This is a genomic window from Curtobacterium sp. NPDC087082, assembly GCF_044745045.1.
Classification (GTDB): Bacteria; Actinomycetota; Actinomycetes; order Actinomycetales; family Microbacteriaceae; genus Curtobacterium.
Window position 1 is genome coordinate 976,285 of the sequence record NZ_JBIUZN010000001.1, and the last position, 26,781, is coordinate 1,003,065.

Here is a 26,781-nt window from a genome sequence, read left to right on the forward strand (position 1 = left end):
CGTCCCGCGTGACGCCCCCGACCCAACGAGGAACGAAGCCCGCATGACCGAGTTCAGCACCCGCGCCGTCCACGCCGGCCAGGAGCCCGACGGCCCCACCGGCGCCGTCATCCCCCCGATCCACCTCACGTCGACGTACGTGCAGGACGGTGTCGGCGGCATGCGGAACGGCTACGAGTACTCCCGCGCCGGCAACCCGACGCGCGACTCGCTGCAGACCCTCCTGGCGGACCTCGACGGTGGCGTCGCGGCGTACTCGTTCGCGTCCGGGCTCGCCGCCGAGGATTCTCTGCTGCGCGCCACGCTCGTCCCCGGTGCCCGCGTGGTGATGGGCAACGACGTGTACGGCGGGACCCACCGCCTGGTCAGCCGGTTGCACGTGCCGTGGGGCGTCGAGCTCGTGGTCGTCGACATGAGCGACACCGACCGCGTCCGTGCCGCGCTCGAGGGTGCTCCGGCGCAGACCGTCCTCTGGGTCGAGACCCCGACGAACCCGCTCATGAAGATCGCCGACATCGCCGCGCTCGCCGAGATCGGCCACGCGGCCGGTGCCGTGGTCGTCGTCGACAACACCTTCGCGTCGCCGTACCTGCAGCAGCCGCTGTCGCTCGGCGCCGACGTCGTCGTGTACTCGACGACGAAGTACCTCGGCGGCCACTCCGACGTCGTCGGCGGCGCCGTGGTGCTCGCCGACGAGGAGCTCGCCGCGAAGGTGCAGTTCCTGCAGTTCGGCGCCGGGGCGATCTCGTCGCCGTTCGACGCGTTCCTCACCACGCGCGGCATCAAGACCCTCGCGGTCCGGATGGAGCGGCACTCGCGGAACGCCCAGGCGGTGGCCGAGGCACTCGTCGGTGCGCCGGGTGTCGAGCGCGTGTACTACCCGGGGCTCGTGGAGCACCCCGGCCACGACGTCGCGGCACGCCAGATGCGCGGCTTCGGGGGCATGCTCTCGGTCGCGCTGCGCGGTGGGCCCGAGGCGGCGCGCCGTTTCGCGGAGTCGACCGAGGTGTTCGCGCTCGCCGAGTCGCTCGGCGGGGTCGAGTCGCTCATCGGGTACCCGTCCGAGATGACGCACGCGTCGGTGAAGGGCACGGAGCTGGCGGTGCCGGAGAACGTCGTGCGCCTGTCCGTCGGCATCGAGGACGCCGGCGACCTCGTGGCGGACCTGCAGCAGGCGCTCGCGCGCTGACCCGCTCGACGGCGGTGGCGGGCCCGACCTCGGCGGCCCGCCCGGCGTCGGTGGGCGGCCCTACGATGATCGGGTGAGCACCGCGGCGACGAGGACCAGTCTGTTCAGCGGACCGTACGCCCTCGCCACCGTCGGCATGGTCGCGATCGTCGCGGTCGCGGCGTTCCAGAACCTGGCGATGACGACCGTCATGCCGGAGATCAGCCGCGACCTCGACGGCGAGACCCTCTACGCGCTGGCCTTCGCCGCACCCCTGGCTGCCGGCGTGCCGGGCATGGTCCTCGCGGGCAACTGGACCGACCGCGCGGGTGGACGCATCGTGGCGTGGGTGTCGGCCGGCCTCTTCGCCGTCGGCACCGCCGTCGTCATGCTGGCCCCGACGATGGAGGTCTTCCTCGTCGGCCGGCTCGTCGAGGGCTTCGGTGCCGGTGCGATCGACGTCGTGCTCTACGTCCTCGTCGCCCGGATCTTCCCCGCCGACCTGCACGGCCCGGTGTTCGCCGGGTTCGCCGCCGCGTGGGTGGTGCCGGCGCTCGTCGGTCCGGCGCTCGCGGGCATCGTCACCGACGTCGGGAACTGGCACTGGGTGTTCGCCGGTGCACTCGTCATCGCGATCGGCGCGTTCTCGCTGCTCGTCCCGACCCTCGGCCGGCTGCACCCACCCGCACCCGAGCTCCGTCCGGCGTGGCAGCGGTCCCGGATCGGCTGGTCGGTCGCCGCCGCGGTGGCGATCCTGCTGCTCAACGTCGCCCCGGACCTCGGCGCGTGGGCGCGGGTCGCCGCCGTGCTCATCGGCCTCGTCGGAACGTGGTTCGCACTCCGCCCGCTGCTGCCCGCCGGCACCTTCCGCGCCGCCCCCGGGCTGCCGTCGGTGATCCTGCTGCGGGGGCTCGTCGCCGCCTCGTTCTTCGGCAGCGAGGCGTACGTGCCGTTCCTGCTGCAGGCGAAGGACGGCCTGTCCTCCTCGGCGGCGGGGCTCGCGCTGACGGTCGCGGCACTCAGCTGGGCCGGGTCGAGCTGGCTGCACGGACGGCTGGGCGAGGAACGGCTCACCGCGACCCGGACCTTCGCGATCGGTCTCGCGCTCGTGCTCGTCAGCCTGCTCACGGCGCTGACGGTCGCCACGTTCGGCCTGCCGTGGTGGCTGCTCGTGGTCGGGTGGTTCGTCGGCGGCGCGGGCATGGGGGCGATCTACCCGCGGACCTCGATGCTGACACTGCGCTTCTCCGGCGAGGGCGACGACGGGTTCGCGAGCTCGGCCCTGACCATCGCCGACGCCTCGGGCAGCGTGATCGGGCTCGCCGTCACCGGGCTGCTGTTCATCGGGACGGGCGGTGCCGACGCCGCCATGTCGTTCCCGCTCGTGTTCGGCGGCATGACCCTGATCGCGGTGCTCGCCGTCGCCGCGGTCCGTCGCCTCGGCCCCGTCCCGGCACCGTCCGTCGTCGCGGTGGGCGGGTAGCGTGGCCGTCGTGCTCCTCCGCGTCCTCACCGCCACCGTCGTCATCGGTGCGGCCCTCGCCCTGGCCGGCTGCCAGGGCACGACGTCGGCCGCGCCCACGCCGGTGCAGAGCACGGACCTGACCAGCTCCGACGGCGGGTTCGACCGGCACGCGGTCATCGGCGTGGTCCTCGAACCCGGGCAGGACACGCTCGGCGCAGACCTGCGGTCCGGACTGACCGACGCCGGTTTCGACCCGGACGTCCGCGTCGCACCGGCCGACGGGTCCGCCGCCGCGCAGCGCACCGCGGTGGACCAGCTCGTCCGCACGGGCGCGAAGGCGTTGCTCGTGCGGGCGGTCGACGCCTCGGCGCTGACCGGGGTCATCCAGACGGCGCACGACGCCGGTGTCGTCGTGGTGTCGCTGGGGGACCCGCTGCCGACGAGCGGCACGGGTGGCGACGGGGTCTCCGCGGACTACCGGGTACCGGCCGGCGACGACCAGGCCGACCTCGTCAGCGGGGCCGTCGACGTGGTCGAGTCGCTCCAGCGCGGCGAGAAGCCCACGACCGACTGACGTCCGTCGAGCGGGGCGGTCAGCGCCACCACGACGGGAACGACAGCACGATCGTGTCGACCAGTGCCTTCCGCGACCGTCGCGGTCCGGCGAGCCAGGCCTCGATCGCGCCGACGAAGCCCTGCGCCACGAACCCCGCGGCGACGTCGTCGAGGAGTTCCGGCCGGTGCTCGCGCTCGAGCGTCCGGATGTGCTGCTCGCTCGACACCGTGAAGTGCTCCACGAGGAGACGGTGCAGCGACGCGTCGTTCGGGTCCGGCAGCGCCTTGCCGTAGATCTCGCGGTGCGCGACGACGTGCTCGACGACGGCGTTGATCCCGCGTCGGGTGATCGTCGCGAACTCGTCGACCCCGGCACCCCGGGCGAACGCTGCGCGTCGGACCTCGGCGTCGTCCTCGCGGATGCGGTCGAGCTCCGGCGTGAGGACGTCGGCGAGCAACGACCCGGGGGAGACCGCGTGCGAGTAGAACGTGGCGCGGTTGATGCCGGCCGCCCGGGTGACGTCGGCGACCGTGATCTCGGACACCGGCCGGTCGGCGGCCAGTCGCAGGATGGCCTCGCGCAGGGCAGCGGTCGTGTGCAGGATGCGGGCATCCACCATGACGCCACCCCCTTCTGATCCGGTTCCGTCCCGCCGGTGTTCCGGCGGAACGGGCGGGACGACGTCCGCCGGCGGTCGACCGGCGGCGAGCAGTCCGACGGTACCGCATGTGCCGCGTCCGAGCGGGGCGGGAGCCGTGGCAACACGCGGGAGAACGCCCCGGACTGCTGCGGTGGCGCTCGGGGGACCCGTAGGATGGTTCCGCGGACGAATCGATTCGATCGACGCCGCGATCACCTCCCCACCCCTCACCGTCGAAGGACTCCTGCTCGTGACCGCGCCCGCCACCACCGGTTCGCTCCGTGTCGTCCTGCACCCGGGAGACGCGCTCTCCCGCCGGCAGCGACTCGTCTACGTCTTCGTCCTGGGCGCCCTCACCGCGCTCGGACCGTTCACGATCGACCTCTACCTGCCGGCGTTCCCGTCGCTCAAGGACGAGTTCGGCATCACCGACGGGGCGGTGCAGCTCACCCTCACCGCGACGACGCTCGGCTTCGCGGCCGGACAGCTGCTGGTCGGCCCGTGGAGCGACAAGGTCGGTCGCCGGCTCCCGCTCATCATCGCGACGAGCCTGCACGTCGCAGCGTCACTCGGAGCCGCACTGGCGCCGAACGTCGAGGTGCTGGCGCTCTTCCGCGTCCTGCAGGGCATGGGTGCAGCGGCCGGTGGCGTCGTGGCGATGGCGACCGTGCGCGACCTGTTCGGCGGCAAGCCGCTCGTGCGGATGCTGTCCCGCCTCGCGATGGTGAACGGCCTGGCGCCCATCCTCGCCCCGCTCATCGGCTCGCAGATGCTCCGGTTCGTGAGCTGGCACGGGATCTTCGTCTTCCTCGCCTGCTACGGCGCCGCTGTCGTGCTCGCCGCGGTCCTGCTCATCGTCGAGACGCTCCCGCCGGCACGTCGGCACGAGGCCGGGCACTCCACCATCGGGCAGCGGTACCGGGCGCTCTTCTCCGACCGCGTCTTCGTGGGGGTCGCGCTCATCGGGGCGATGGTCTTCAGCGGGCTCTTCTCGTACCTCAGCGCGTCACCGTTCCTGTTCCAGGGCCTGTACGGGCTCGACGCGCAGCAGTACGGCCTGCTGTTCGCGGTGAACTCGGTCGGCGTCGTCGTCGGCGTCCAGGTCTCCGCGCGGTTGGCGCAGCGCGTCGGACCGCAGTGGATCCTCGCGTGCTCGACCGCGACCCTGTTCCTCGCCGCCGTCGCGATCATGGTGCTCGACCAGCTCGGCGCCGGGCTCGTCGGGGTGCTCGTGCCGCTCTGGTTCTTCATCGCCGCGTGCGGCTTCTCGTTCCCGCTCGTCCAGGTGATCGGACTCGCCGCCCACGGCAAGGAGGCCGGCACCGCCGCCTCGCTCCTCGGCGCGCTGAACTTCGGCGTGGCGGGGATCATCTCGCCCGTGGTCGGGTGGATCGGCATCACCACGGCGACCCCGATGGCGGCGGTGATGGCGTGCACGTCGGCCGTCGCGATCGTGCTGCTCTGGGCGGTCGTCCGACCGAGGACGGTCCCGGCGCTCACGCACTGACCGTCGCACGGTGCCACGGCACGCGCCGGACAGGAGCGTCCGGCCGTTCGTATGCTGTGGACATGAGCGACGTGGTGGCGCAGGCACGGGCAGCGGCCGAGGCAGCGAAGCAGGCGGCCGACGAGGCCCGGCGCCTCGCGGACGAGGCGGTGCAGCGGGCGGAGGAACTCGCCGCCGCGGTGGCGCAGGGCCAGGAGGCGCGGCTCGAGCCCGATGCGGAGCCGGCGGTCGTCGACTCCCCGGCCCCGGCGGTGGACGCGACCGCCCCGGCGGGCGAGCCGACGTCGACGACCGGCACCGTGCCTCCCGAGCCGACCACCACCGAGGGGCCGCTCGGCGCGGACGCCGTCGCGGCGATCCGCGCCGGCTACGAGGTCGAGGGCAGCGCGCTGCAGCTCGGTGCCCTCGTGAACGGCGCCGCGGTGCCCGACGTGCAGGTCCGGATCCCGCTTGGCATGCTCAACCGCCACGGTCTCGTCGCGGGCGCGACCGGCACGGGCAAGACGCGCACGCTGCAGGTCCTCGCCGAGCAGATCGCCGCGAACGGGGTGCCCGTCTTCGCCGCCGACATCAAGGGCGACCTGTCCGGGCTGGCGGTCGCGGGCACGCCGAACGACAAGCTCCTCGCGCGCACCGCCGGGATCGGTCAGGAGTGGCGAGCGGTCGCGAGCGAGGCGGAGCTCTACTCCCTCGGCGGGCAGGGGACCGGCGTGCCGATCCGTGCGACCGTGTCCGGGTTCGGACCGCTCCTGCTGTCGAAGGTGCTCGGGCTGAACGACACGCAGGAGTCCTCCCTCGGGCTCGTGTTCCACTACGCCGAGCGGGCCGGGCTGCCGCTCGTCGACCTGTCCGACCTGCGGAGCGTGCTGACCTTCCTCGTGAGCGACCAGGGCAAGGCGGAGCTCGCCGAGCTCGGCGGGCTGTCGAAGCAGACCGCCGGGGTGATCCTCCGCGAGCTGATCACCTTCGCCGACAAGGGCGCCGACCAGTTCTTCGGCGAGACGGAGATCGACACGACCGTGTTCCTCCGCACCGCCGCCGACGGCCGGGGGATCGTCAGTCTGCTCGAGGTGCCGGGCGTGCAGGACCAGCCCGAGGTCTTCTCGACGTTCCTGATGTGGCTCCTCGCCGACCTCTTCAACGAGCTCCCCGAGGTGGGCGACCAGGACAAGCCGAAGCTCGTGTTCTTCTTCGACGAGGCGCACCTGCTCTTCAGCGGGGCGTCGGCGGACTTCCTCGAGCAGATCGTCCGCACGGTCCGGCTCATCCGGTCGAAGGGCGTCGGGATCTTCTTCGTCACGCAGACCCCGAAGGACGTCCCGAACGACGTGCTCGCCCAGCTCGGCTCGCGGATCCAGCACCAGCTGCGGGCGCACACCCCCGACGACGCGAAGGCGCTGCGGGCGACGGTGTCGACCTACCCGACGAGCGACTACGACCTCGGGGAGGTGCTGACCTCGCTCGCCACCGGTGAGGCGATCGTCACCGTGATGAACGAGAAGGGCGCGCCGACGCCGGTGGCCTGGACGCGCCTGCGAGCCCCCGAGGGCTCGATGGACCCGATGCCCGCGGCCGAGATGACGGCGCGGGTGCAGGCATCGCCGCTCCTGCCCACCTACGGCACGCGGCTCGATCCCGACTCGGCGTACGAGATGCTCGCCCGCCGGATGGAGGCCGCCGCTGCGGACGCGGCTGCCGCGGACGCCGAGAAGGCCGCGGCGACCGCTGCCGCCGAGGCGGAGAAGGAGGCGGCCCGCGCCGCTGCCGCCGCGGCGAAGGAGGCCGCGGCGAAGGAGAAGACCGAGGCGCGCGAACGGGCCGCGGCGCAGAAGGAGTACGAGCGGGCGCAGCGGGAGTTCGAGCGAGCCGAACGGGCGGCCGATGCGCGGCGGTCGGGGCGCACGTCGTCCCGGACGACGACGTCACGGAAGGCGGACGACCCGCTGTCGGACCTGCTCGGGTCCGGGCTGGGCAGGACGATCGCCAAGGAGGTCGTGCAGGGGATCTTCTCGACCCTGCGCCGGCGTCGCTGAGGGTCAGCCGAGGAGGCCGGTGGTCTCGACCACGAGCAGCCCGGCGACCGCGAGGACCGCCACCGCACCGACGGCGACGTACGCCCCGCGCTGCTCGTACCAGGACCGGCTCGCCGGGTAGCGCCGCACGAACTCGCGGATCGACATCGGCCGGGTCTCGTCGGTGACCTGCACGCCGAGGGCGTCCACGATGCTGTCGATGCCGGCGTCGCTCCAGGTGTCGGCGCGGAGGCGGAACAGGTGGGCGCCGGCGGCGTCGAGCGCGATGAGCTCGCGCGTCGTGCGCTCGACCGCGCTGCCGTACGTGGTGGCGAGGACCAGGCTGTGGACGCGGTCGCGGTCCACCCGACGGTTCTGCGTGAGGACGCCGCGCACCGTGATCGCCACCGGGTCGATGCCGATGAACGCGGTGCCCAGGCGCACGAAGACGACGGCGACGGCGGCCGCGAGCAGGATGACCGCACCCGTGACGACCGGCCAGAGGCGCATCGGGAGGGAGACCCAGACGAGGGCGACGGCGAGGGGGACGGCCGAGAACACGACGCTCAGGATCGTCGAGCGCACGAGCGAGCGACGCGGCCGGAGGACCACGTCGTACACGGTCGCGCTCGGCCGAGCTGCTGCCGGCGCCGTCAGGTCCCCCACGTGGACTCCTCGTCCCTCGGGTGCCCGGGCAGCGTTCGACGCTCGCCCGGGGAGCGCGCCCCTGCCGCTCCGTGCACCGTGTCCGACCCGTCCCGGGGCCGTCCTTTGGGTCAGTCTAGGCGACCGACGGGTATCGGGGACAGCCCGTTCCACCCCTCGGCATCGTTTCCCGGCCAGTCCATGGCGAACGGGGTTCGGCGGGGTCCGCCGGGTGGGGGACCGTCCTGTCCGGAGTGCGCCGGAGTGCTCCGGAGTGCTCCGGACGACGAACGCCCGGGAACCAATCGGTTCCCGGGCGTTCCGTGCTCTGCTCTGGCGGAGAATGGGGGATTCGAACCCCCGAGGGCTTGCACCCAACACGCTTTCCAAGCGTGCGCCATAGGCCACTAGGCGAATTCTCCTGGCGCCGTCTTCCGACGACGACACCCAATGGTACAGGTTCTCCGGAGTGCTCACGACCGCGTGTCGGAAGTGCCGGGGCTCCCAGATGTCGTGCCGTGTGCGCCGACTACCCTGGACGCGTGTCGACCCGCATCTACATCACGTCAGCAGAAGGACACACGGGCAAGAGCACCGTCGCCCTCGGTGTCCTCGAGACCCTCGCACGCTCGGTCGGACGGGTCGGGGTGTTCCGACCGGTCGCCCGCTCCGTCGACGAGCCGGACTACGTGCTCGAGCTCCTGCTGCAGCACACCGCGGTCGGCATCTCCTACGACGACGCGGTCGGCGTCACCTACGACGACGTGCACGCCGACCCGGACGCGGCGCTCGCGACGATCGTCACCCGCTTCGCCCAGGTCGAGCGGCAGTGCGACGCGGTCGTGGTGCTCGGGTCGGACTACACCGACGTCGGCAGCCCCACGGAGCTGTCGTTCAACGCCAAGGTCGCGGTCAACCTGGGCGCTCCGGTGCTGCTCGTGCTCGGTGGCCGCGACGCCGCCGAACGCGGTGCCCGCACCCCCGAGGACATGGCCCAGGTCGCCGACGTCACGACGAGCGAGCTCCGTGCCGCGCACGCCCAGCTGTTCGGCATCGTCGTGAACCGCGCCGACCCCGATGCCCTGCCGTCGGTCGTGTCGAGCGTCCGGCAGGCCGTCAGCGACGACCACCCCGACCTGCCCGTGTGGGCCATCCCCGAGGACCGCGTCCTCGTCGCCCCGACCGTCCGCGCCCTGCTCGAGGCCACCGGGGCGACCCTGGTGCGCGGCGACGAAGCGCTGCTCGACCGCGAGGCGCTCGGCACCGTCGTCGCCGGCATGAGCATGGAGAACGTCCTGCCGCGCCTGATCGAAGGCGGGATCGTCGTCGTCCCGGGGGACCGCAGCGACGTCCTCATCGCGACACTCCTCGCGAACCAGTCCGAGACCTTCCCGAGCCTCGCCGGGGTGATCCTCAACGGCGGGTTCGAGACGGCACCGCAGATCTCCCGCCTGCTCGAGGGGCTGTCGAGCTCGCTGCCGATCGCGCAGAACGACCTCGGCACCTACGACACCGCGCTCCGCATCACCCAGACCCGCGGACGGCTCGCGGCGGACTCGCCCCGCAAGGCCGACCTCGCGCTCGCGCTGTTCGAGCAGCACGTCGACGCCGACGCCCTGCGCGACCGCCTGCAGCTCACGCCCTCCGGGGTCGTGACGCCGCTCATGTTCGAGCACGGACTGCTCGACCGGGCCCGCGGGTACGGCAAGCGCATCGTCCTGCCCGAGGGCGAGGACGACCGCATCCTCCGCGCCGCGTCAACGCTCCTGCAGCGCCAGGTGTGCGAGCTCACGATCCTCGGCGACCCCGCCGCGATCCGGACCCGGGCGACCGAGCTCGGCCTCGACCTCGACGCCGCGCAGCTCGTCTCCCCGTTCGACCCCGAGCTCCGTGAGCGTTTCGCCGAGGAGTACACCCGCCTCCGGGCGCACAAGGGCATGTCGATCGAGCTCGCCCGCGACACCGTGACCGACGTGTCCTACTTCGGCACGATGATGGTGCAGCTCAGGCTCGCCGACGGCATGGTCTCCGGCGCGAAGCACACGACGGCGCACACCATCCGGCCGTCGTTCGAGATCATCAAGACCCGGCCGGACACCTCGATCGTGTCGAGCGTCTTCCTGATGGCCCTCGCCGACCGGGTCCTCGTCTACGGCGACTGCGCGGTCATCCCCGACCCGACGAGCGAGCAGCTCGCGGACATCGCGATCTCGTCCGCCGAGACCGCGACGCAGTTCGGCATCGACCCGCGCGTGGCGATGCTCAGCTACTCGACGGGCGACAGCGGCTCGGGAGCGGACGTCGACAAGGTCCGCGCCGGCACCGCCTTCGTGCGCGAGCGCCGCCCGGACCTGCTCGTCGAGGGGCCGATCCAGTACGACGCCGCCGCCGACCCGACGGTCGCGTCGACGAAGATGCCGGACTCGCCCGTCGCGGGTCGCGCCACGGTGTTCATCTTCCCCGACCTCAACACGGGCAACAACACGTACAAGGCCGTGCAGCGCTCGGCCGGTGCCGTGGCGATCGGCCCGGTCCTGCAGGGCCTGCGCAAGCCGATCAACGACCTCTCCCGCGGCGCGCTCGTCGGCGACATCGTCAACACCGTCGCGATCACCGCGATCCAGGCCGGCACCGCGACCGACGCGGGCTGACCCGCGCGACCCGCACCGCGCCTCCCGTCCGACCGAGAAAGTGACCCATCCCGTGACCGCAGCCCTCGTCGTGAACTCCGGATCGAGTTCGTTCAAGTACCAGCTCATCGAGCTCGAGGGGGAGCGGACGCTCGCCTCCGGGCTCGTCGAACGCATCGGCGAGTCGACGGGGGCGTGGAAGCACACCAACGCGCTCACGGGGGAGTCCTCGTCGAACGACTCGACCCCGGTGGCCGACCACGCGGCCGGCTTCCAGGCCATGATCGACGCCTTCGCGAAGGTCGGGCCGTCCTTCGACGAGCACCCGCCCGCCGTGGTCGGCCACCGCGTCGTGCACGGCGGCACCACCTTCGACCGGGCCACCGTGGTGACGGACGAGGTCGAGCAGCAGATCGAGGCGCTGAACAGCCTCGCGCCGCTGCACAACCCGGCGAACCTCGAGGGCATCCGCGCCGCGAAGCAGGTCTTCTCGGACGTGCCGCAGGTCGCCGTGTTCGACACCGCGTTCCACCAGACGATGCCGCCGCACGCCTACACGTACGCGATCCCGGCCGACCTCGCCGCGAAGTACGCGATCCGCCGCTACGGCATGCACGGGACGAGCCACAAGTACGTGTCCGAGCAGGCGGCAGAATTCCTCGGCCGTCCGCTCGCCGAGCTCAAGACGATCGTGCTGCACCTCGGCAACGGGGCATCCGCCGCGGCGATCGACGGTGGACGCTCGATCGAGACCTCGATGGGGCTCACCCCGCTCGAGGGTCTCGTGATGGGCACCCGCTCCGGAGACCTCGACCCCGCGGTCCTCATCCACCTCCACCGCGAGGCCGGGCTCTCCTTCGACGAGCTCGACACCATGCTCAACAAGGAGTCCGGGCTGCTCGGCCTGACCGGCAACGGGGACATGCGCGACGTGCAGGACGCGGCGCTGCACGGCGACGAGGTGGCCGAGGCAGCGCTCGCCGTGTACCGGCACCGGATCCGTCGGTACGTCGGCGCCTACACGGCGCAGCTCGGCGGGCTGGACGCGGTGGTCTTCACCGCGGGGGTCGGCGAGAACAACGCGCTGCTGCGCCGGCGCGTGCTCGCCGGGCTCGAGCACCTGGGCATCGAGATCGACGCGGACCGCAACGAGTTGGCATCTCGGGAGGCGCGGCGCATCTCCACGGACACGTCGCGCGTCGCGGTGCTCGTGATCCCGACGAACGAGGAACTGGAGATCGCCCGGCAGTCGGCTGCGGTCGCGCTCTGAGGCGCCGCGATCGAACCACGAATCCGACGTCGAACCAGCGTCGTCGCCCGGTTCGATGTCGGATCCGTGGTTCGACACCGCTGCCGTCTGGGCGTCAACCGAGCGACGCGACCGCCGCGGGGATCGGCGTGTCGCCGCTCGTGACCTCGAACTGCACGCCGACCGCGGTGTCGTCGAGGAGCGCGTGAAGCACCACCGCCGCGACGTCCGACCGTGGGATCGTGCCGCGGGGGACCGTGGCGCCGACGTCGACCGTGCCCTGGGGCGGCGTGTCGAGCAGACCCCCGGGTCGGACGATCGTCCAGCGGAGGCTCCGCGCCCGCAGGTTCGCGTCCGCCTCGGCCTTCGCGCGGAGGTACACCTGGAAGACATCGGCCTCCGACCGGGCGGGCACGACCGCACGCTCCGGGTCGTACGAGTCCGCCGCCATCGCCGAGATCATCACGTAGCGGCGGATGCCGGCGCGCTCGGCCGCGTCCGCAAGGAGGATCGCCCCGTCCCGGTCGACCGAGAGCTTCCGCTCGGCGCCGCTCCCCGGACCGGCCCCGGCGGCGAACACCACCGCGTCGACCCCGCGCAGCCGGAGCCCGAGTTCGTCGTCGTCGAGCTGCTCGAGGTCCGCGACGATCGCCCGTCCGCCCTGCTGCTCCACGTCGGTGACGTGCGCGGGGTTGCGGACGATGGCGACGGCGTCGTGGCCGGCGTCGGTGATCTGGCGGGCGAGGAGGAGGGCGATCTGGCCGTGGCCTCCGGCGATGGCGATCTTCATGTGTCCGATCTTGCCCGTCGCGTCCGGTAGACTTCTCGGCGGCTCCTCACGTGACGCCATCCAGGCCAACTCCCCCAGGGCGGAAACGCAGCAAGGGTAACCGGGCTCTGGCGGGTGCGTGAGGAGTCTTTTCGTGCGCCCGGCGTCTCTTTCGTAACGGGTTGCGGACAGCAACCTGATCGTGTGCAAAGATCGCCCTCAGGAACCCCCAACCAGGGCTCCTGACCCTCCACCGCCTCACCAGCGGGGGAGTTCCGGATCAGGTGGCGAGCGCGCTCGCCAGGAAAAGAGACACGCATGCGCAGGCACGTGTCGCTGCGGGGTACCCGTGTACCCACGACGGCGGGCGACTGGACACGACGGATCTTCGGTGCTGGCGGCCGAGCTCGACGACGAGCATCGGACGATCGGCGTCTCCTCCTGCGCGGCGGCGTCATCGCCACGGTGACGGCGCTCCTCGCCGCCACCGTGGCGATCCAACCCGCTGCGGCTGCACAGACCGACGTCTCCGAGGCCGAGGGGCTCCTGCTCAGCGGCTCGGGCATCGTGGACGTCGACGGCATCGCCCAGCTCGGCGGCGCCTACTCCGCACGCGGTGCGACGACCGGCGGCGGGACGACGAACCAGCCGCTCAACGTCGAGGCCCTGAACACCGTGGGGGTGGACCTCGGCAACGACATCGACCTGCTCGGGGCGAACGGCATCCTCACCCTCGGGGTGGCCGGCCAGTACGCGACGACCTCGGCGAACGGTGCGACGGCGTCCTCCGGCCTCCTGACGAACGACGGCGGCATCGGCGTCGGGACCGGGATCGGCACCGGGGCGTCGACGCTCGACCTCAACCCGCTCTTCAGCCGGGTCGGTGCCGACACGACGGTGCTCTCGAACGCGCAGCTGCGTGTCGGGGCGCTCGCCTCGACCCTGTCCGCGACGCGCGGCGCGACGGTCAGCACCACGAGCGACTACCGGATCGCCGGAGCCGACCTCACGCTGACGAGCCCCGCCGTCCAGGGGCTGACGACCTCGCTCCGTGACGAGCTCCGCACGGTGTCGGGTTCGGTGAACGGCGTCTTCGGCACCGGGGGAGCGCTGCAGGGCACCACCGCAGCGGTGTCCGGCCAGATCCAGACGCTCCTCCGCCAGGCGCTGCTCGGCACGGTGAACGTGAGCGGCACCACCATCACCGCGAACGTGGACCTCAACCTCGACGGCACCCTCACCCAGGTCCTCCAGCAGCCGCTCACGGACGGCGCCGTGACGATCGTCCCGGCGACCGGCACGATCACGGTGGACCTCGACAAGCTCACGGCCCTCAACGGCCAGCCCGCGAACACCCCGGTGCTGACGACGGTCGCGGTGGACTCGATCAACCAGAGCATCGCCACGATCCTCGGCACCCAGCTGCCCACCACGCTGCAGACGGCGGTGGTCAACACGATCAACTCCACGGCGGTGCGCGTGAACATCGCCACCAACGCCACCGTCCTCGGGCAGTCGGCCGCCGCGATCGGTCTGCAGGTCGACACGACCCTCGGCGCGCTGGCCGGCACCGCGACGGCGAACCCGACCGTCACCGCATCGGGGAGCCTCGTCGGCCTGCCGCTGCCCCTCGGCACCGTGCTCGCGCCGGTCGTCTCCGGCATCGTCGTCCCGACCCTGCAGACCGCGCTCCGGCCGATCATCGGCGGGACCGCCCTCACGCAGCTCGGCACCACCCTGACCACCACGACCACGGCCGTGGCGACGCTGCTGTCGCCGGTCGTCCTGCTCCTCCGCCAGGTCGTCGACCTCACCGTCAACGCGCAGGACACCACGACCGGGTTCCGCGACGGCCGCGGGTACGACCCCGGCTCGCGGAGCGTGCACGCCCTGCGGCTGTCGATCCTGCCGGGGGCGAACGTCGCCACCGTCGACCTCGCCACGTCGACCGTGCGGGCCTCGGCCTTCGTCGCGCCGACGATCACGGCACCGACCGCGAACCAGGTGTTCAGCGTGCCGACGGCGTCCTCCACCCGCAGCGTCACCGTCAGTGGCGCCGGCGAACCCGGAGCCACGATCGCCGTGACCCTCGGCGGCGGCCGGACGGGCACCGCGACCGTGGCGGCCAACGGGACGTGGACCACCTCGGTGGCGAACGTGCCGACCGGCTCGTACACCGCGACCGCGACCCAGACCGTCGGGGGAGCAGCGGCGGGCTCGGCCACGCAGCAGTTCTCGGTCGTCGCGCAGCAGGCCCTGACCATCTCGACGCCGACCGCGGGGCAGACCTTCACGACCACCGGCACCACCGCGCCGGTGACCCTGACCGGCACCGCGACCGCGAACGCCCGCATCGACGTCGACCTCGGCGGCGGCCTCACCGCGACCGGCACGGCGAACGCGAGCGGCGCGTGGAGCATCACGGTGCCGGACGTCCCGATCGGCGAACCGACAGCGAGCGTGACGCAGACCGTCGGGGACACCACCTCGGCGCCCGTGACGCGGGCCTTCCGGGTCGTGGCCGCAGCCGGCCTCACGGTCGACAGCCCGACGGCCGGCCAGGACTTCCCGCTCGCCGGGACCACCCGGGACGTGCCGTTCTCCGGTTCGGCGCAGCCCGGCGCTCGGGTCGACGTCGACCTCGGTGGCGGCCGCACGGCCACGACCACGGCGAACGCCGGCGGTACCTGGTCGACGACGGTGACGGGTGTCCCCGCGGGGTCGTACTCCGCCCAGGTGACGCAGACCGTCGGGTCCTCGACGAGTGCCCCCGTGACACGTGCCTTCACGGTCACGGCCGCCCCGGCGCTGACGATCGACGCACCCGAGGACGGCAGCACGATCACCGTCGCGGACCCGACCTCGACCACGCCCGTCACGGTGTCCGGCACCGCCGCACCGAACGCGCAGGTCACGGTCGGCATCGGCGGGTCCTTCACCGCGACGGTGACCGCGACCGGCGGCGGCGACTGGGAGGCGACCTTCCAGGGCGTCCCGGTCGGCGACCGCACCGCGACCGCTCGGCAGACCGTGGGCGGGACGACCTCCGGCCCCGTGACGAGCGACTTCACCGTCGCCGCCGGTGACCCGATCGCGATCACCGCCCCGGCACCCGGTGCCACCGTCACCGTGCTCGACGCGGACACGACGACCGACCTCGACGTGACCGGCACCGCCGAGCCCGGGGCCGACGTCGCGATCTCGCTCGGCGGCGGGCTGACCGCCACCGCGACCGCGAACGGCGACGGGGACTGGACCGCCACGGTCCAGGACGTCCCGGTCGGCCGGTACACGATCCAGGCGACGCAGACCGTGGGCGGGACCACCTCGCCGGCCGTCCGCCAGGTCGTGACGGTCGTCGCCGGCGCGGCGCTCGCCGTGACCTCGCCGACCCAGGACAGCACGACCGACGTCGCGACCGACGACTCGACGATCGACGTCGTCGTCTCGGGCACCGCGCAGCCGGGCGCCGGCATCAGCGTCGTCCTCGACGGGACGGGCGACCCGGTCACCACGACCGCCGACGACGACGGTGCGTGGTCGGTGACGCTGCCGGACGTCGGCACGGGCGACCACACCGCGAGCGTCACGCAGACGGTCGGCGGGCAGACGTCCGCAGCCGTCGACCGGGACTTCGCGATCGCCGTCGGCGACGACCTGGTGATCGAGTCGCCCACGGACGCGCAGGAGGTCCCCGCGGGAGCGGGCGGCCAGATCGGCGTCGTCGTGCGCGGTACCGCCGAGCCGGGTGCGAGCGTGCGCGTCACGGTCGACGACGGCGACCCGGTCGACGTGGTCGCCGACGGCTCCGGCAACTGGGCGACCGACCCGACGCAGCTCGGCATCGGCGACCACACCGTCACCGCCGTGCAGACCGTGAACGGCACGACCGGACCCACGGTGACGCGCGACTTCACCGTCGTGCCGGGGACCGCCGTCGCGATCGACTCGCCGGCCGTCGGTTCGCGCTTCGTCGTCGTCGACGGCGACGCGACCGCGACCGTCCCGATCTCCGGCACCTCGGAGCCGGACGCGGACATCACCGTCTCGCTCGGCCCGGACACGCAGTTCACCACCACGGCCGACGGCGACGGCGTGTGGAGCGTCGACGCCACCGGTCTCGCACCCACCGGCACGTACACGGTGAACGCGAGCCAGAGCGTCGAGGGCGTGGTCACCACCGCGATCCCGACCACGTTCCAGGTCGTCACGGCCGCGCAGCTCGCGATCACCGCCCCGGGCACGGCGCCGATCACGGTCGCGGGCGACGACGTCCGACGTGACGTGACGGTCTCCGGCACCGGCCAGCCCGGCGCCGCGGTGACCGCGAGCACGACCGGTGAGGACGACCAGCGGACGACGGTCGCCCCGGACGGCACCTGGTCGGTGACCTTCCCGGACCTCGCCGTCGGCGAGCACCCGGTGTCGGTGACGCAGACGCTGCCCGGCACGGTCTCGTCCCCGGCGGTCTCCGACCCGGCGACGCGCACCGTCACGATCGAGGCCGCGGACGCGGTCACGGTGACGACCCCGGCCGCCGACGCCGTGCTGCTCGTCCCGGACGCCGACGCGACGCGTGACGTCACGGTCACCGGGACGGCCGAGCCGAACGCTCCGGTCACGGTGCGACTCGGCGACGACGAGGCGACCACCACCGCGGACGGCGACGGCGACTGGACGGTCACGTTCGGCGGGGTCGGTGTCGGTGACCCGGCGCTCACCGCGACCCAGACGGTCGGCGGGACCAGCGCCTCCAGTCCCGCACAGACCGTCACCGTCCGTGCCGGGACCGCGCTCTCCCTGACCGCTCCGACGAACGGCGCCGTCCTGACGGTCGCCGACTCGGCCGGCACGGCCGACGTGCGGGCCGCGGGACGGGCACAGGGCGGGGCCACCGTCACGGTGACGCTGTCGAACGGCGACTCCGACGAGGTGACCGCCGCTGCCGACGGCGCCTGGGAGACGACGTTCGCGGACGTCCCGGTCGGCGACTACACGGTCCGCGCGACGCAGGTCGTCGGCGGGCAGACGTCGGCACCCGTCACCGCGGCGGTGTCGGTCCGCGCCGGTGCGCCGCTCACGGTGACGACCCCGGCCGGGGCCACCTCCGTGACGGTGGCCGACGACGACGCCACGACCGACGTGCGGTTCGCCGGCACCGGCCAGCCCGGGGCGACCGTCACGGTCGACCTCGGTGACGGCGGGATCGCGACGGCACGGGTCGACGACGACGGGGACTGGGCCACGACGGTCGAGGACGTGCCCACCGGTTCGTGGACGGCGGAGGTCACCCAGGCCGTGAACGGGACGACGAGCGCGGCGGTCGCACGACCGGTGTCCGTCGTCGCCGCGGCCGACCTGACCGTCCGCCAGCCCGGCGAGGACCCGATCACCGTCGCGGACGGCGACGCCACCACCACGGTGACGATCGCCGGTGACGCCCAGCCGGGCGCCACCGTCACGGTCACCGTCGACGACCGCGACCCCGTCGAGGTCACCGCCGGTGACGACGGCGCGTGGAGCGTCGACGTGCCGGACCTCGGCGTCGGCACGCACGACGTCAGCGTCACGCAGACGGTCGACGGGTCCACGTCCACCACCCCGGTCGAGTCGGCCTTCGAGATCGAGGCCGGAGCCCCGGTCGAGATCGCCGAACCGACGGCAGGCCAGGAGTACACCGTCGCCGGCGAGGGCGCGACCACCACGGTCGACGTCAGCGGGACGGCGGAGCCCGGTGCGACCGTCGTGGTCGACCTCGGCGGCGGACGCAGCGAGTCCACCACCGCGGACACCGACGGCAACTGGAGCGTCTCGGTGCCCGACGTGCCCGCGGGCACCCCGACGGTCAGCGTCACGCAGCGGATCGGTGACACCGTCTCCGCCCCGGTCACCGTCGGCATCCGGGTGCTCGTCGCGGACCCGATCACGATCGCCACCCCGGCGAACGGATCGACCGTGCGCGTCGCGCAGCAGGACTCGATCGCGACCGTGACCGCGAACGGCGCCGCCGAGCCGCTGGCGACCGTCCGGGTGGCGGTCGACGGGGGCGACCCCCGGACCGTGACGGCGACCGCCGCCGGCACCTGGTCCGTCGACCTCGAGGGCCTCGGCACCGGCGAGCACACCGTCCGTGCCACCCAGACGGTCGAGGGATCGACCTCGGCGCCGGTCTCGACGACCTTCACGGTCGCCGCGGGTGCAGCGCTGACGGTCGACACGCCGGCCGACGGCGACACCGTGACCGTGCCGGCCGGCACCACGACCGCGAGCGTCCCGGTCAGCGGCCAGGGACAGCCCGGTGGCACCGTGCGGATCGTGACCGACGACGGCGACCCCGTCCAGGTCCCGGTCGGCCCGGACGGCCGCTGGTCGACCGAGCTCACCGGTCTCGACGCCGGCGACCACACGATCGTCGTCACGCAGGTCGTGAGCGGCACGACGTCGTCGCCGATCGAGCGCGACCTGACGGTGGAGGTCGCCGCGGTGGACGCGATCGTCGTCACCTCCCCGGAGAACGGCACCGCCTACCGCCTGCTCGGCGGCACCACGGACGTCCGGGTCACCGGTGTCTCCGCCCCGAACGCGGCCGTCTCGGTCCGCGTCGACGGCGGGACCCCGGTCACGACGACGGCGGACGACGACGGCGAGTGGGCCGTCACCGTGCCGGACGTCGGCACCGGCCCGCACACGATCGCCGCCGCGCAGACGGTCGGTGGGACGACGACGAACGCCCCGCAGGTCGGGTTCTCCGTCGCCGCGGCCGCACCGGTCCGGGTCACCAGCCCGACCGACGGCCAGGTCGTCCCGACCACCGGTGCCACGACGTCGATCCCGGTCAGCGGTACCGCCGAGCCGGGCGCCACGGTCTCCGTCGACATCGACGGCCGGACCGCGACGACGACCGCGGGTGGCGACGGTTCGTGGACCGTCACCGTCACCCGGGTCCCGCCGGGCACCCACACCGTGTCGGTCACCGAGACCGTCGGCGGCGTGACCTCCGACCCGGTGACGAGCACCGTGCGGGTCGTGGTCGCCCAGCCGACCGACGTGACCATCACGAGCCCGGTCCCCGGCCAGCTCATCCCCGCGACGGGCACCGGCGACACCGGCAGCTTCACGGTGACCGGGCACGCCACACCGGGAGCGCTCGTCACGGTGCGCCTGTCGAACGGGCAGGTCCGCACCACGACCGCGGACGCCGACGGCGACTGGAGCGTCACGTTCGACCGCGTCCCCGAGGGGGAGTGGACCATCGAGGCGTCGCAGTCCGTGAACGGCACGACGACGGTCTCGCAGCCGGTCCCGATCGTGGTCGACGCGGTGGAGCCGCTCGCGGTCACCTCGCCGACGCCGGGCGCCCACCAGACGGCCTCGGCCGCCGGGACCGTCGACTGGCGGGTCACCGGGACCGCCGAGCCGGGAGCGACCGTCACGGTCGTCGCCGACGACGGCACGCCCGTCACGACGACGGCGGCCGAGGACGGTACCTGGTCGGTCGTCCTGCGACTGGCGGTCGGGCAGCACACCATCCGCGTGACGCAGACGGTGGCGGGTGCGACGTCGGCCGTGCAGTCGGTCGCGGTCGTGGTCGACGCCGCGGTGCCGGGTGGCCCCGGCACGCCGGGGACGCCCGGAACGCCCGGAACGCCGGGGACACCCGGGACGCCCGGGACGCCCGGGACGCCGGGCGCGCCCGGGACCGGCGACAACGGGTCCGGGAGCGGGAGCGGGAGCGGGACCGGTTCCGGGTCCGGCGGGCTCGCGTTCACCGGTGCCGACGTGGCCCCGCTCGCCGCGGCAGCGGGTGGCCTGGTGGTGCTCGGCTTCCTCCTGCTGGGTCTGTCGCGGCTCGCCCGCGGCGTCCGCCGCCGCGGACGCGTCTGAGTCCGTCGCACGTACGAACCGCGCCTCCCGTCCCGTCGTCTGCACGGACGGGAGGCGCGGTTCGTCACGCGCCCGCCGCCCACTTCCCACAGGCGGTCCGGTCCGACCATCGGGTGTCGGTCGTCCCGGCTACCCTTGGGGCGTGGTCACCGCCCTGTATCGCCGTTACCGGCCCGAGAACTTCGCCGAGCTGATCGGACAGTCGCAGGTCACCGATCCCCTCCGGACGGCCCTGCGCACGAACCGGGTCAACCACGCCTACCTGTTCAGCGGGCCGCGCGGTTGCGGCAAGACGACGTCCGCGCGCATCCTCGCGCGCTGCCTGAACTGCGCCGAGGGCCCCACCGACACCCCGTGCGGCGTCTGCCCGAGCTGCGTCGAACTGGCACGCGGCGGCGGGGGATCGCTCGACGTGATCGAGATCGACGCCGCCAGCCACAACGGTGTCGACGACGCCCGTGACCTGCGCGACCGCGCCGTGTTCGCCCCGGCACGCGACCGCTACAAGATCTTCATCCTCGACGAGGCGCACATGGTGACGCCGCAGGGCTTCAACGCGCTGCTCAAGCTGGTCGAGGAACCGCCGGAGCACGTCAAGTTCATCTTCGCGACGACCGAGCCCGAGAAGGTCATCGGCACGATCCGCTCGCGCACCCACCACTACCCGTTCCGCCTCGTCCCGCCGGCCGCGATGCTCGAGTACGTCGAGCAGCTCTGCCAGCAGGAATCGGTCTCGGTCGCGCCCGGCGTGCTGCCCCTGGTCGTCCGCGCCGGCGGTGGTTCCGTCCGTGACACCCTGTCGCTGCTCGACCAGCTCATGGCCGGCAGCGAGGACGGGGCGATCGCGTACGAGCGGGCCGTCGCGCTCCTCGGCTACACCGACGCCGCACTGCTCGACGACGTGGTCGACGCGCTCGCCGTGGCCGACCCGGCATCGGCGTTCGCCGCCATCGACCGGGTCGTGCAGACCGGGCAGGACCCTCGTCGCTTCGTCGAGGACCTCCTCGAGCGCCTCCGTGACCTCATCGTCGTGGCCGCGACCAACGAGAGCGCCGCGGCCGTCCTCCGGGGCGTCTCGCCGGAAGAGCTCGACACGATGACCCGGCAGGCCGGTGTCTTCGGTGCGACCGGGCTCTCGCGTGCGGCGGACATCGCGAACCGGGCGCTGACCGACATGACCGGGGCGACCTCGCCGCGGCTGCACCTCGAACTCATGACGGCGCGGATGCTCGTGCCCGAGGCCGACGACACCCAGCGCGGTGCCCTCGCCCGGGTCGAGCGACTCGAGCGACGCATCGGTGTCGGGGACGCCGGCGGGCACCAGGCCGGGCCGGAGTCGCTCCCGGCCGCGGGGTCGACCACCGCGCCCGCGCCGAGCACGCAGTCGGCCGCACCCGCTCCTCGGGCGGCCCAGGCCCCCGCGGCTCCCGCCCAGAGCCAGGCCCAGACGCCGGTGCCGGCTCCTGCTCCGGCCGCCGCCGCACCGCCCGCCACCCCGGCCCCGACGTCGACCGACCCCGGTGCCACCGCTCGGGATGCCGCTGCCTCGTGGGCCGCCGCGGTGCCGAGCGCACCCGAGGCGCCGTCGAGCGGACCCGGGGCCACGCCGGCACCCGGAGCCACGCCGACGCCCGCCGCGGACACTGCGAACGCGTCCTCGACCGGCCAGGGCGCGGCTGCGGGCGACGAGCCGGCCGTGCGTCCCATCGGCGCGGTCGGGTTCCAGCAGCTCCGCGACTCCTGGCCGCAGATCGTCGAGCACGTCCAGCGGCAGAAGCGTTCGGCGTGGTCCGTGGTCGTCACGGCGCAGGTCACGGCGCTGCGCGACGACGTCCTCACCCTCACGTTCCCGAGCCAGCAGGACGTCGCCTCGTTCAAGGAGATGTCCGACCCGAACGCCAGCGTCAGCGAGCTCCTGCGGGCCGCGATCGTCGACGTGCTCGGGCTCCGTGTGAAGTTCGTCGCCCGTGGTCCCGGTGGGCCGGGGCAGCAGCGACCGCCGCAGCAGCCCGGGGCCCAGCCGCCGCAGGGGGCCGCGCAGCCGGCGCCGGGTGCCGCGCCTGCCCCTGACGCTGCCGGTGCTGCCGGTGCTGCCGGTGCTGCGGGTGCTGCACGGCCCGGTGCCGACCGGTCCGCCGAGACGGCTCCGGCCGCTCCCGCGCGTCCGGAGCCGACGACGTCCGAGCCGCACGGGTCCGCCGAGCAGCAGGCGGCGCGGGACTCCGCCGACCGGTCAGCTGCCCAGGAGTCCGGCGGGGGCGCATCCGCCACCGGAACACCCTCGGCGCCCGAGTCCGCCGCGCGCGAGACGGCAGCGTCGGAGCACGCGGCACCGGCACCGGCACCGGCACCGGCACGGCCGGACGCGGCGCCCGCGCAGGGAGACCAGCGCCCGACGCAGTCCCGCCCTGCACCCACCCCCGCCTCGGAGCCCGGCCCCGCCCCGGAGCCCGCCCCCGCCCCGGAGCACACCGGCGCCCCGGTCACCGAGTGGGCCGTCGCCACGATCCCCGCCGCGGATCCCACCGCCGGGGCCGAGCGCTCGTGGTCGGCCCCGTTCGGCACCACCGACACCGGTGAGCCCGTCGCTCCCGTCCCGACCACGTCCGACCCGACGGTGGACGCGGCCCTCGCGGCACAGCTGCGCCCCGCGTCCTCGCTGGGCGCCCCCGCACCGCAGGCGACCCCGTCGACGCAGGCCGCGCCTCCCGGCAGTCCGGACACCGACGCCGACCGTGGCCCGGGCGCCGAGCCGTCCACCGGTCCGACCACCGCACCGTCCGGCGGTCCGGCCGCCGCACCGGGCGGCAGCCCGGACGTCCCCGTCGACGACTACCCGCTCGACGACGACCCGTACGGCGACGGCGACCCCTACCCTGACGCGCAGCAGACCGCCGCACCGCAGCAGCCCGCCGCCCCCGCGCCGAGCCAGCAGCGCCCGGCACCGGCCCAGCGCCCCGCCGCACCCGCACCGCAGGTCCGCCGGACCCCCGTCGCGGGCCGCTACGGCGAGGCCGTCGTCCGTGAGATCCTGAACGCCCAGTTCATCGAGGAGACCTCCCTCCACGAGGAAGGCGCCTGATGTACGACGGCATCGTGCAGGACCTCATCGACGAGTTCGGTCGCCTCCCCGGCATCGGACCGAAGTCGGCGCAGCGCATCGCGTTCCACATCCTCCAGACCGAGTCGTTCGACCCCACCCGGTTGTCCGAGCTCCTGGCGGACGTCAAGGAGCGGGTCCGCTTCTGCGAGATCTGCGGCAACGTCACCGAGAACGTGCAGTGCAGCATCTGCCGTGACCCGCGCCGGTCGCCGGCGGTCATCTGCGTCGTCGAAGAGGCGAAGGACGTCGCCGCGATCGAACGGACGCGCGAGTTCCGCGGGCTGTACCACGTGCTCGGCGGCGCGATCAGCCCGATCGACGGCATCGGCCCGGACGACCTGCGCATCCAGCAGCTCATGACGCGACTGGCGGACGGCACGGTGGACGAGGTCATCATCGCCACCGACCCCAACCTCGAGGGCGAGGCCACGGCGACGTACCTCAGCCGGCTGCTCGTCCCGATGGGCATCCGCACGACCCGCCTGGCGTCCGGGCTGCCCGTCGGCGGTGACCTCGAGTACGCCGACGAGGTCACGCTCGGCCGCGCGTTCGAGGGCCGTCGGGTCGTCGGCGGCTGACCTGCCGGAGCCGAGCGGCGCGCAGGATCCTTGCGTCTGCACCGGCTCTGACGCAACATCCTCGAAACACCGACTACCATCATGAGACCGCGTGACAGTCGCGGAACCGTCGTCCCCGGGAGTACCAACCAGTGGCCTTGATCGTGCAGAAGTTCGGTGGATCGTCCGTCGCGGACGCCGAGAGCATCAAGCGCGTGGCGAAGCGGATCGTCCAGACGAAGAAGGCCGGCAACGACGTCGTCGTGGCCGTCTCGGCGATGGGCGACACCACCGACGAGCTCGTCGACCTCGCGCACTCCGTGACGCCGATCCCCGCCGGACGTGAACTCGACATGCTCCTCACCGCGGGGGAGCGCATCTCGATGGCGCTCCTGGCGATGGCGATCAAGAGCCTCGGGGTCGAGGCGTCGTCGTACACAGGCAGCCAGGCCGGCATGCTCACCGACGCCCAGCACGGCAAGGCCCGCATCGTCGACGTCACCCCGAAGCGCGTGCGCGAGGCACTCGACGCCGGGCACGTCGCGATCGTCGCCGGCTTCCAGGGCTTCAACCGCACGACCGGCGAGATCACCACGCTCGGTCGCGGCGGTTCGGACACGACGGCCGTCGCCCTCGCCGCGGCGCTCGACGCCGACATCTGCGAGATCTACACCGACGTGGACGGCATCTTCACCGCCGACCCGCGCGTGGTGCCGAAGGCCAAGAAGGTCGACCGCATCACCAGCGAGGAGATGCTCGAACTCGCAGCATCCGGTGCGAAGGTCCTCTACATCCGTGCCGTCGAGTACGCCCGTCGGCACGGCGTCACCCTGCACGTCCGCTCCTCCTTCAGCAACGCCGAGGGAACCATCGTCTACAACCCTGCAGAGGGGGAAACCGTGGAAGAACCGATCATCACCGGCATCGCCGGAGACCTCTCCGAGGGCAAGATCACCGTCGTCGGCGTGCCCGACACCCCGGGCAAGGCGGCGGAGATCTTCACGATCGTCGCCCGCGCCGGTGCGAACATCGACATGATCGTGCAGAACGTGTCCGAGGCCGTCACCGGGCGGACCGACATCTCGTTCACGCTGCCGAAGGACCAGGGCCAGGGCGTCCTGACCGCGCTCGAGGTCGCGAAGGCCGACATCGGCTACGAGGGCATCCAGTACGACGACCAGATCGGCAAGCTCGCCCTGGTCGGCGCCGGCATGCGCACGAACGCGGGCGTCTCCGCGGCGCTCTTCCGCGCCCTGCACGAGGCGTCGATCAACATCGAGATGATCTCCACGTCGGAGATCCGCATCTCGGTCGTCACCCGTGCCGACACCCTCAACGAGGCCATGCGCGTGGTGCACAACGCGTTCGGCCTCGACGCCGACTCCGAGGCCGTCGTCTACGCCGGCACCGGCCGCTGACCCGTCAGGAGCACCGCATGAGCACCCTCACCGTCGCCGTCGTCGGCGCCACCGGCCAGGTCGGCGCCGTGATGCGCCGCCTGCTCGAGGAGCGCGCGTTCCCGGCCGAGCACGTCCGGTTCTTCGCGAGCGCCCGGTCCGCCGGCACCACGCTGCCGTTCCGCGGCGAGCAGATCGTCGTCGAGGACTCCGAGACCGCCGACCCGTCGGGCATCGACATCGCGCTGTTCTCGGCCGGCGCCACCGCCTCGCGGGCACTCGCGCCGAAGTTCGCCGCCGCGGGCGCCCTCGTCGTCGACAACTCCAGCGCCTGGCGCATGGACCCGGACGTCCCGCTCGTCGTGAGCGAGGTGAATCCGCACGCCATCGACGATGCGCCGAAGGGCATCATCGCGAACCCGAACTGCACGACGATGGCGATCATGCCGGTCCTCAAGGTGCTCGACACCGAGGCCGGCCTCCGTCGCCTCGTCGCCACCACCTACCAGGCGGTCTCGGGTTCCGGGCTCGCCGGCGTCGAGGAGTTGCTCGGCCAGGCGCGGGCAGCGCTCGAGCAGGACACCGCGGCGCTCACGCACGACGGCTCCGCCGTGACCTTCCCAGAGCCGGTCAAGTACGTCCGCCCGATCGCGTTCGACGTCATCCCGCTCGCGGGCAGCATCGTCGACGACGGGCTGGGCGAGACCGACGAGGAGAAGAAGCTCCGCAACGAGAGCCGCAAGATCCTCGAGCTCCCCGACCTGCTCGTCGCCGGGACCTGCGTCCGCGTGCCCGTCTTCACGGGCCACTCCATCTCGGTCAACGCCGAGTTCGAGCGCCCGCTGTCGCCCGAGCGTGCGACCGAGATCCTCGCCGATGCGCCCGGGGTCGAGCTCGCCGACGTCCCGACGCCGCTGCAGGCCGCCGGGCAGGACCCGTCCTTCGTCGGCCGCATCCGTGCGGACCAGTCCGCACCCGAGGGACACGGCCTCGCGCTCTTCGTCAGCAACGACAACCTCCGCAAGGGCGCCGCGCTGAACGCGGTGCAGATCGCCGAGGCGATCGTCGCGCGCCGGACGGTCGCTGCGTAACCCTGTGCGATCCAGGAGGCGGGGGGGGCGCGGGGCCCCCCCCCCCCGGCGGGGGCCCCCCCCCCCGGGGCCCCCGCCCCCCCGCCCGAGGGGGGGGGGGGGGGGCAG

General features: G+C 73.3%; 15 protein-coding genes, 1 tRNA gene and 1 other RNA gene. 13 read left to right on the forward strand and 4 right to left on the reverse strand.

Features of this window, described 5'->3' with window-relative positions; genetic code table 11:
• Positions 1-43 precede the first annotated feature (43 nt).
• The 3 genes from ACIPEP_RS04715 to ACIPEP_RS04725 all read left to right on the forward strand — a co-directional run bounded on the left by ACIPEP_RS04715 (position 44) and on the right by ACIPEP_RS04725 (position 3,207).
• Positions 44-1,189 carry a cystathionine gamma-synthase gene (locus tag ACIPEP_RS04715; protein ID WP_402716628.1) on the forward strand — a complete coding sequence of 382 codons (1,146 nt, stop codon included), beginning with the start codon at positions 44-46 and terminating at the stop codon, positions 1,187-1,189.
• A gap of 73 nt (positions 1,190-1,262) precedes the next feature.
• Complete coding sequence (locus ACIPEP_RS04720; protein ID WP_402716629.1) at positions 1,263-2,651, forward strand: MFS transporter; 1,389 nt, start codon at positions 1,263-1,265, stop codon at positions 2,649-2,651.
• 10 nt (positions 2,652-2,661) lie between these two features.
• Complete coding sequence (locus ACIPEP_RS04725; protein WP_402716630.1) at positions 2,662-3,207, forward strand: substrate-binding domain-containing protein; 546 nt, start codon at positions 2,662-2,664, stop codon at positions 3,205-3,207.
• 19 nt (positions 3,208-3,226) lie between these two features.
• Here the strand turns inward: ACIPEP_RS04725 and ACIPEP_RS04730 are convergent, their stop codons facing one another.
• Positions 3,227-3,808, reverse strand: a complete 582-nt coding sequence (locus ACIPEP_RS04730; protein ID WP_070418395.1) for a TetR/AcrR family transcriptional regulator — start codon at positions 3,806-3,808, stop codon at positions 3,227-3,229.
• Between the two features lie 271 nt (positions 3,809-4,079).
• Here ACIPEP_RS04730 and ACIPEP_RS04735 point away from each other — a divergent pair, with 271 nt between their 5' ends.
• Both ACIPEP_RS04735 and ACIPEP_RS04740 read left to right on the forward strand, forming a co-directional pair.
• Entirely contained in the window at positions 4,080-5,336 is a 1,257-nt protein-coding gene (locus ACIPEP_RS04735; protein ID WP_071295965.1) for a multidrug effflux MFS transporter, read from the forward strand.
• Between the two features lie 62 nt (positions 5,337-5,398).
• On the forward strand, positions 5,399-7,369 hold the full coding sequence (locus tag ACIPEP_RS04740; RefSeq protein WP_402716631.1) for a helicase HerA-like domain-containing protein: 1,971 nt from the start codon (positions 5,399-5,401) through the stop codon (positions 7,367-7,369).
• 3 nt (positions 7,370-7,372) lie between these two features.
• Here the strand turns inward: ACIPEP_RS04740 and ACIPEP_RS04745 are convergent, their stop codons facing one another.
• Together ACIPEP_RS04745 and ACIPEP_RS04750 are read right to left on the reverse strand one after the other, a co-directional pair.
• A complete protein-coding gene (locus ACIPEP_RS04745; RefSeq protein WP_070418396.1) occupies positions 7,373-8,014 on the reverse strand; it encodes a hypothetical protein in 642 nt (213 codons plus the stop codon).
• A gap of 313 nt (positions 8,015-8,327) precedes the next feature.
• A tRNA-Ser gene (locus ACIPEP_RS04750) sits at positions 8,328-8,415 on the reverse strand.
• 120 nt (positions 8,416-8,535) lie between these two features.
• Between ACIPEP_RS04750 and pta the strand changes: the two genes are divergently transcribed.
• Together pta and ACIPEP_RS04760 are read left to right on the forward strand one after the other, a co-directional pair.
• Complete coding sequence (gene pta / locus ACIPEP_RS04755; protein WP_402716632.1) at positions 8,536-10,644, forward strand: phosphate acetyltransferase; 2,109 nt, start codon at positions 8,536-8,538, stop codon at positions 10,642-10,644.
• 52 nt (positions 10,645-10,696) lie between these two features.
• Entirely contained in the window at positions 10,697-11,893 is a 1,197-nt protein-coding gene (locus tag ACIPEP_RS04760) for an acetate/propionate family kinase (RefSeq protein ID WP_070418398.1), read from the forward strand.
• Between the two features lie 94 nt (positions 11,894-11,987).
• Here the strand turns inward: ACIPEP_RS04760 and ACIPEP_RS04765 are convergent, their stop codons facing one another.
• On the reverse strand, positions 11,988-12,662 hold the full coding sequence (locus ACIPEP_RS04765) for an SDR family oxidoreductase (RefSeq protein WP_071302619.1): 675 nt from the start codon (positions 12,660-12,662) through the stop codon (positions 11,988-11,990).
• Positions 12,663-12,699: 37 nt separating this feature from the next.
• Here ACIPEP_RS04765 and ffs point away from each other — a divergent pair.
• From ffs to ACIPEP_RS04795, 6 genes are all read left to right on the forward strand, one after another.
• Positions 12,700-12,796: signal recognition particle sRNA small type (ffs, locus tag ACIPEP_RS04770), an RNA gene on the forward strand.
• Positions 12,797-12,959: 163 nt separating this feature from the next.
• Complete coding sequence (locus ACIPEP_RS04775; protein WP_402716633.1) at positions 12,960-20,525, forward strand: choice-of-anchor G family protein; 7,566 nt, start codon at positions 12,960-12,962, stop codon at positions 20,523-20,525.
• 142 nt (positions 20,526-20,667) lie between these two features.
• Positions 20,668-23,607 carry a DNA polymerase III subunit gamma and tau gene (locus tag ACIPEP_RS04780; protein ID WP_402716634.1) on the forward strand — a complete coding sequence of 980 codons (2,940 nt, stop codon included), beginning with the start codon at positions 20,668-20,670 and terminating at the stop codon, positions 23,605-23,607.
• Positions 23,607-24,206 (forward strand): recombination mediator RecR, encoded by a 600-nt coding sequence (recR, locus tag ACIPEP_RS04785; RefSeq protein ID WP_070418402.1) that lies wholly within the window; start codon positions 23,607-23,609, stop codon positions 24,204-24,206. The genes ACIPEP_RS04780 and recR overlap by 1 nt, the downstream gene beginning before the upstream one ends.
• 131 nt (positions 24,207-24,337) lie before the next feature.
• Positions 24,338-25,603, forward strand: a complete 1,266-nt coding sequence (locus ACIPEP_RS04790; protein WP_070418403.1) for an aspartate kinase — start codon at positions 24,338-24,340, stop codon at positions 25,601-25,603.
• A gap of 17 nt (positions 25,604-25,620) precedes the next feature.
• Positions 25,621-26,673 (forward strand): aspartate-semialdehyde dehydrogenase, encoded by a 1,053-nt coding sequence (locus ACIPEP_RS04795; RefSeq protein ID WP_402716635.1) that lies wholly within the window; start codon positions 25,621-25,623, stop codon positions 26,671-26,673.
• Positions 26,674-26,781: the final 108 nt, after the last annotated feature.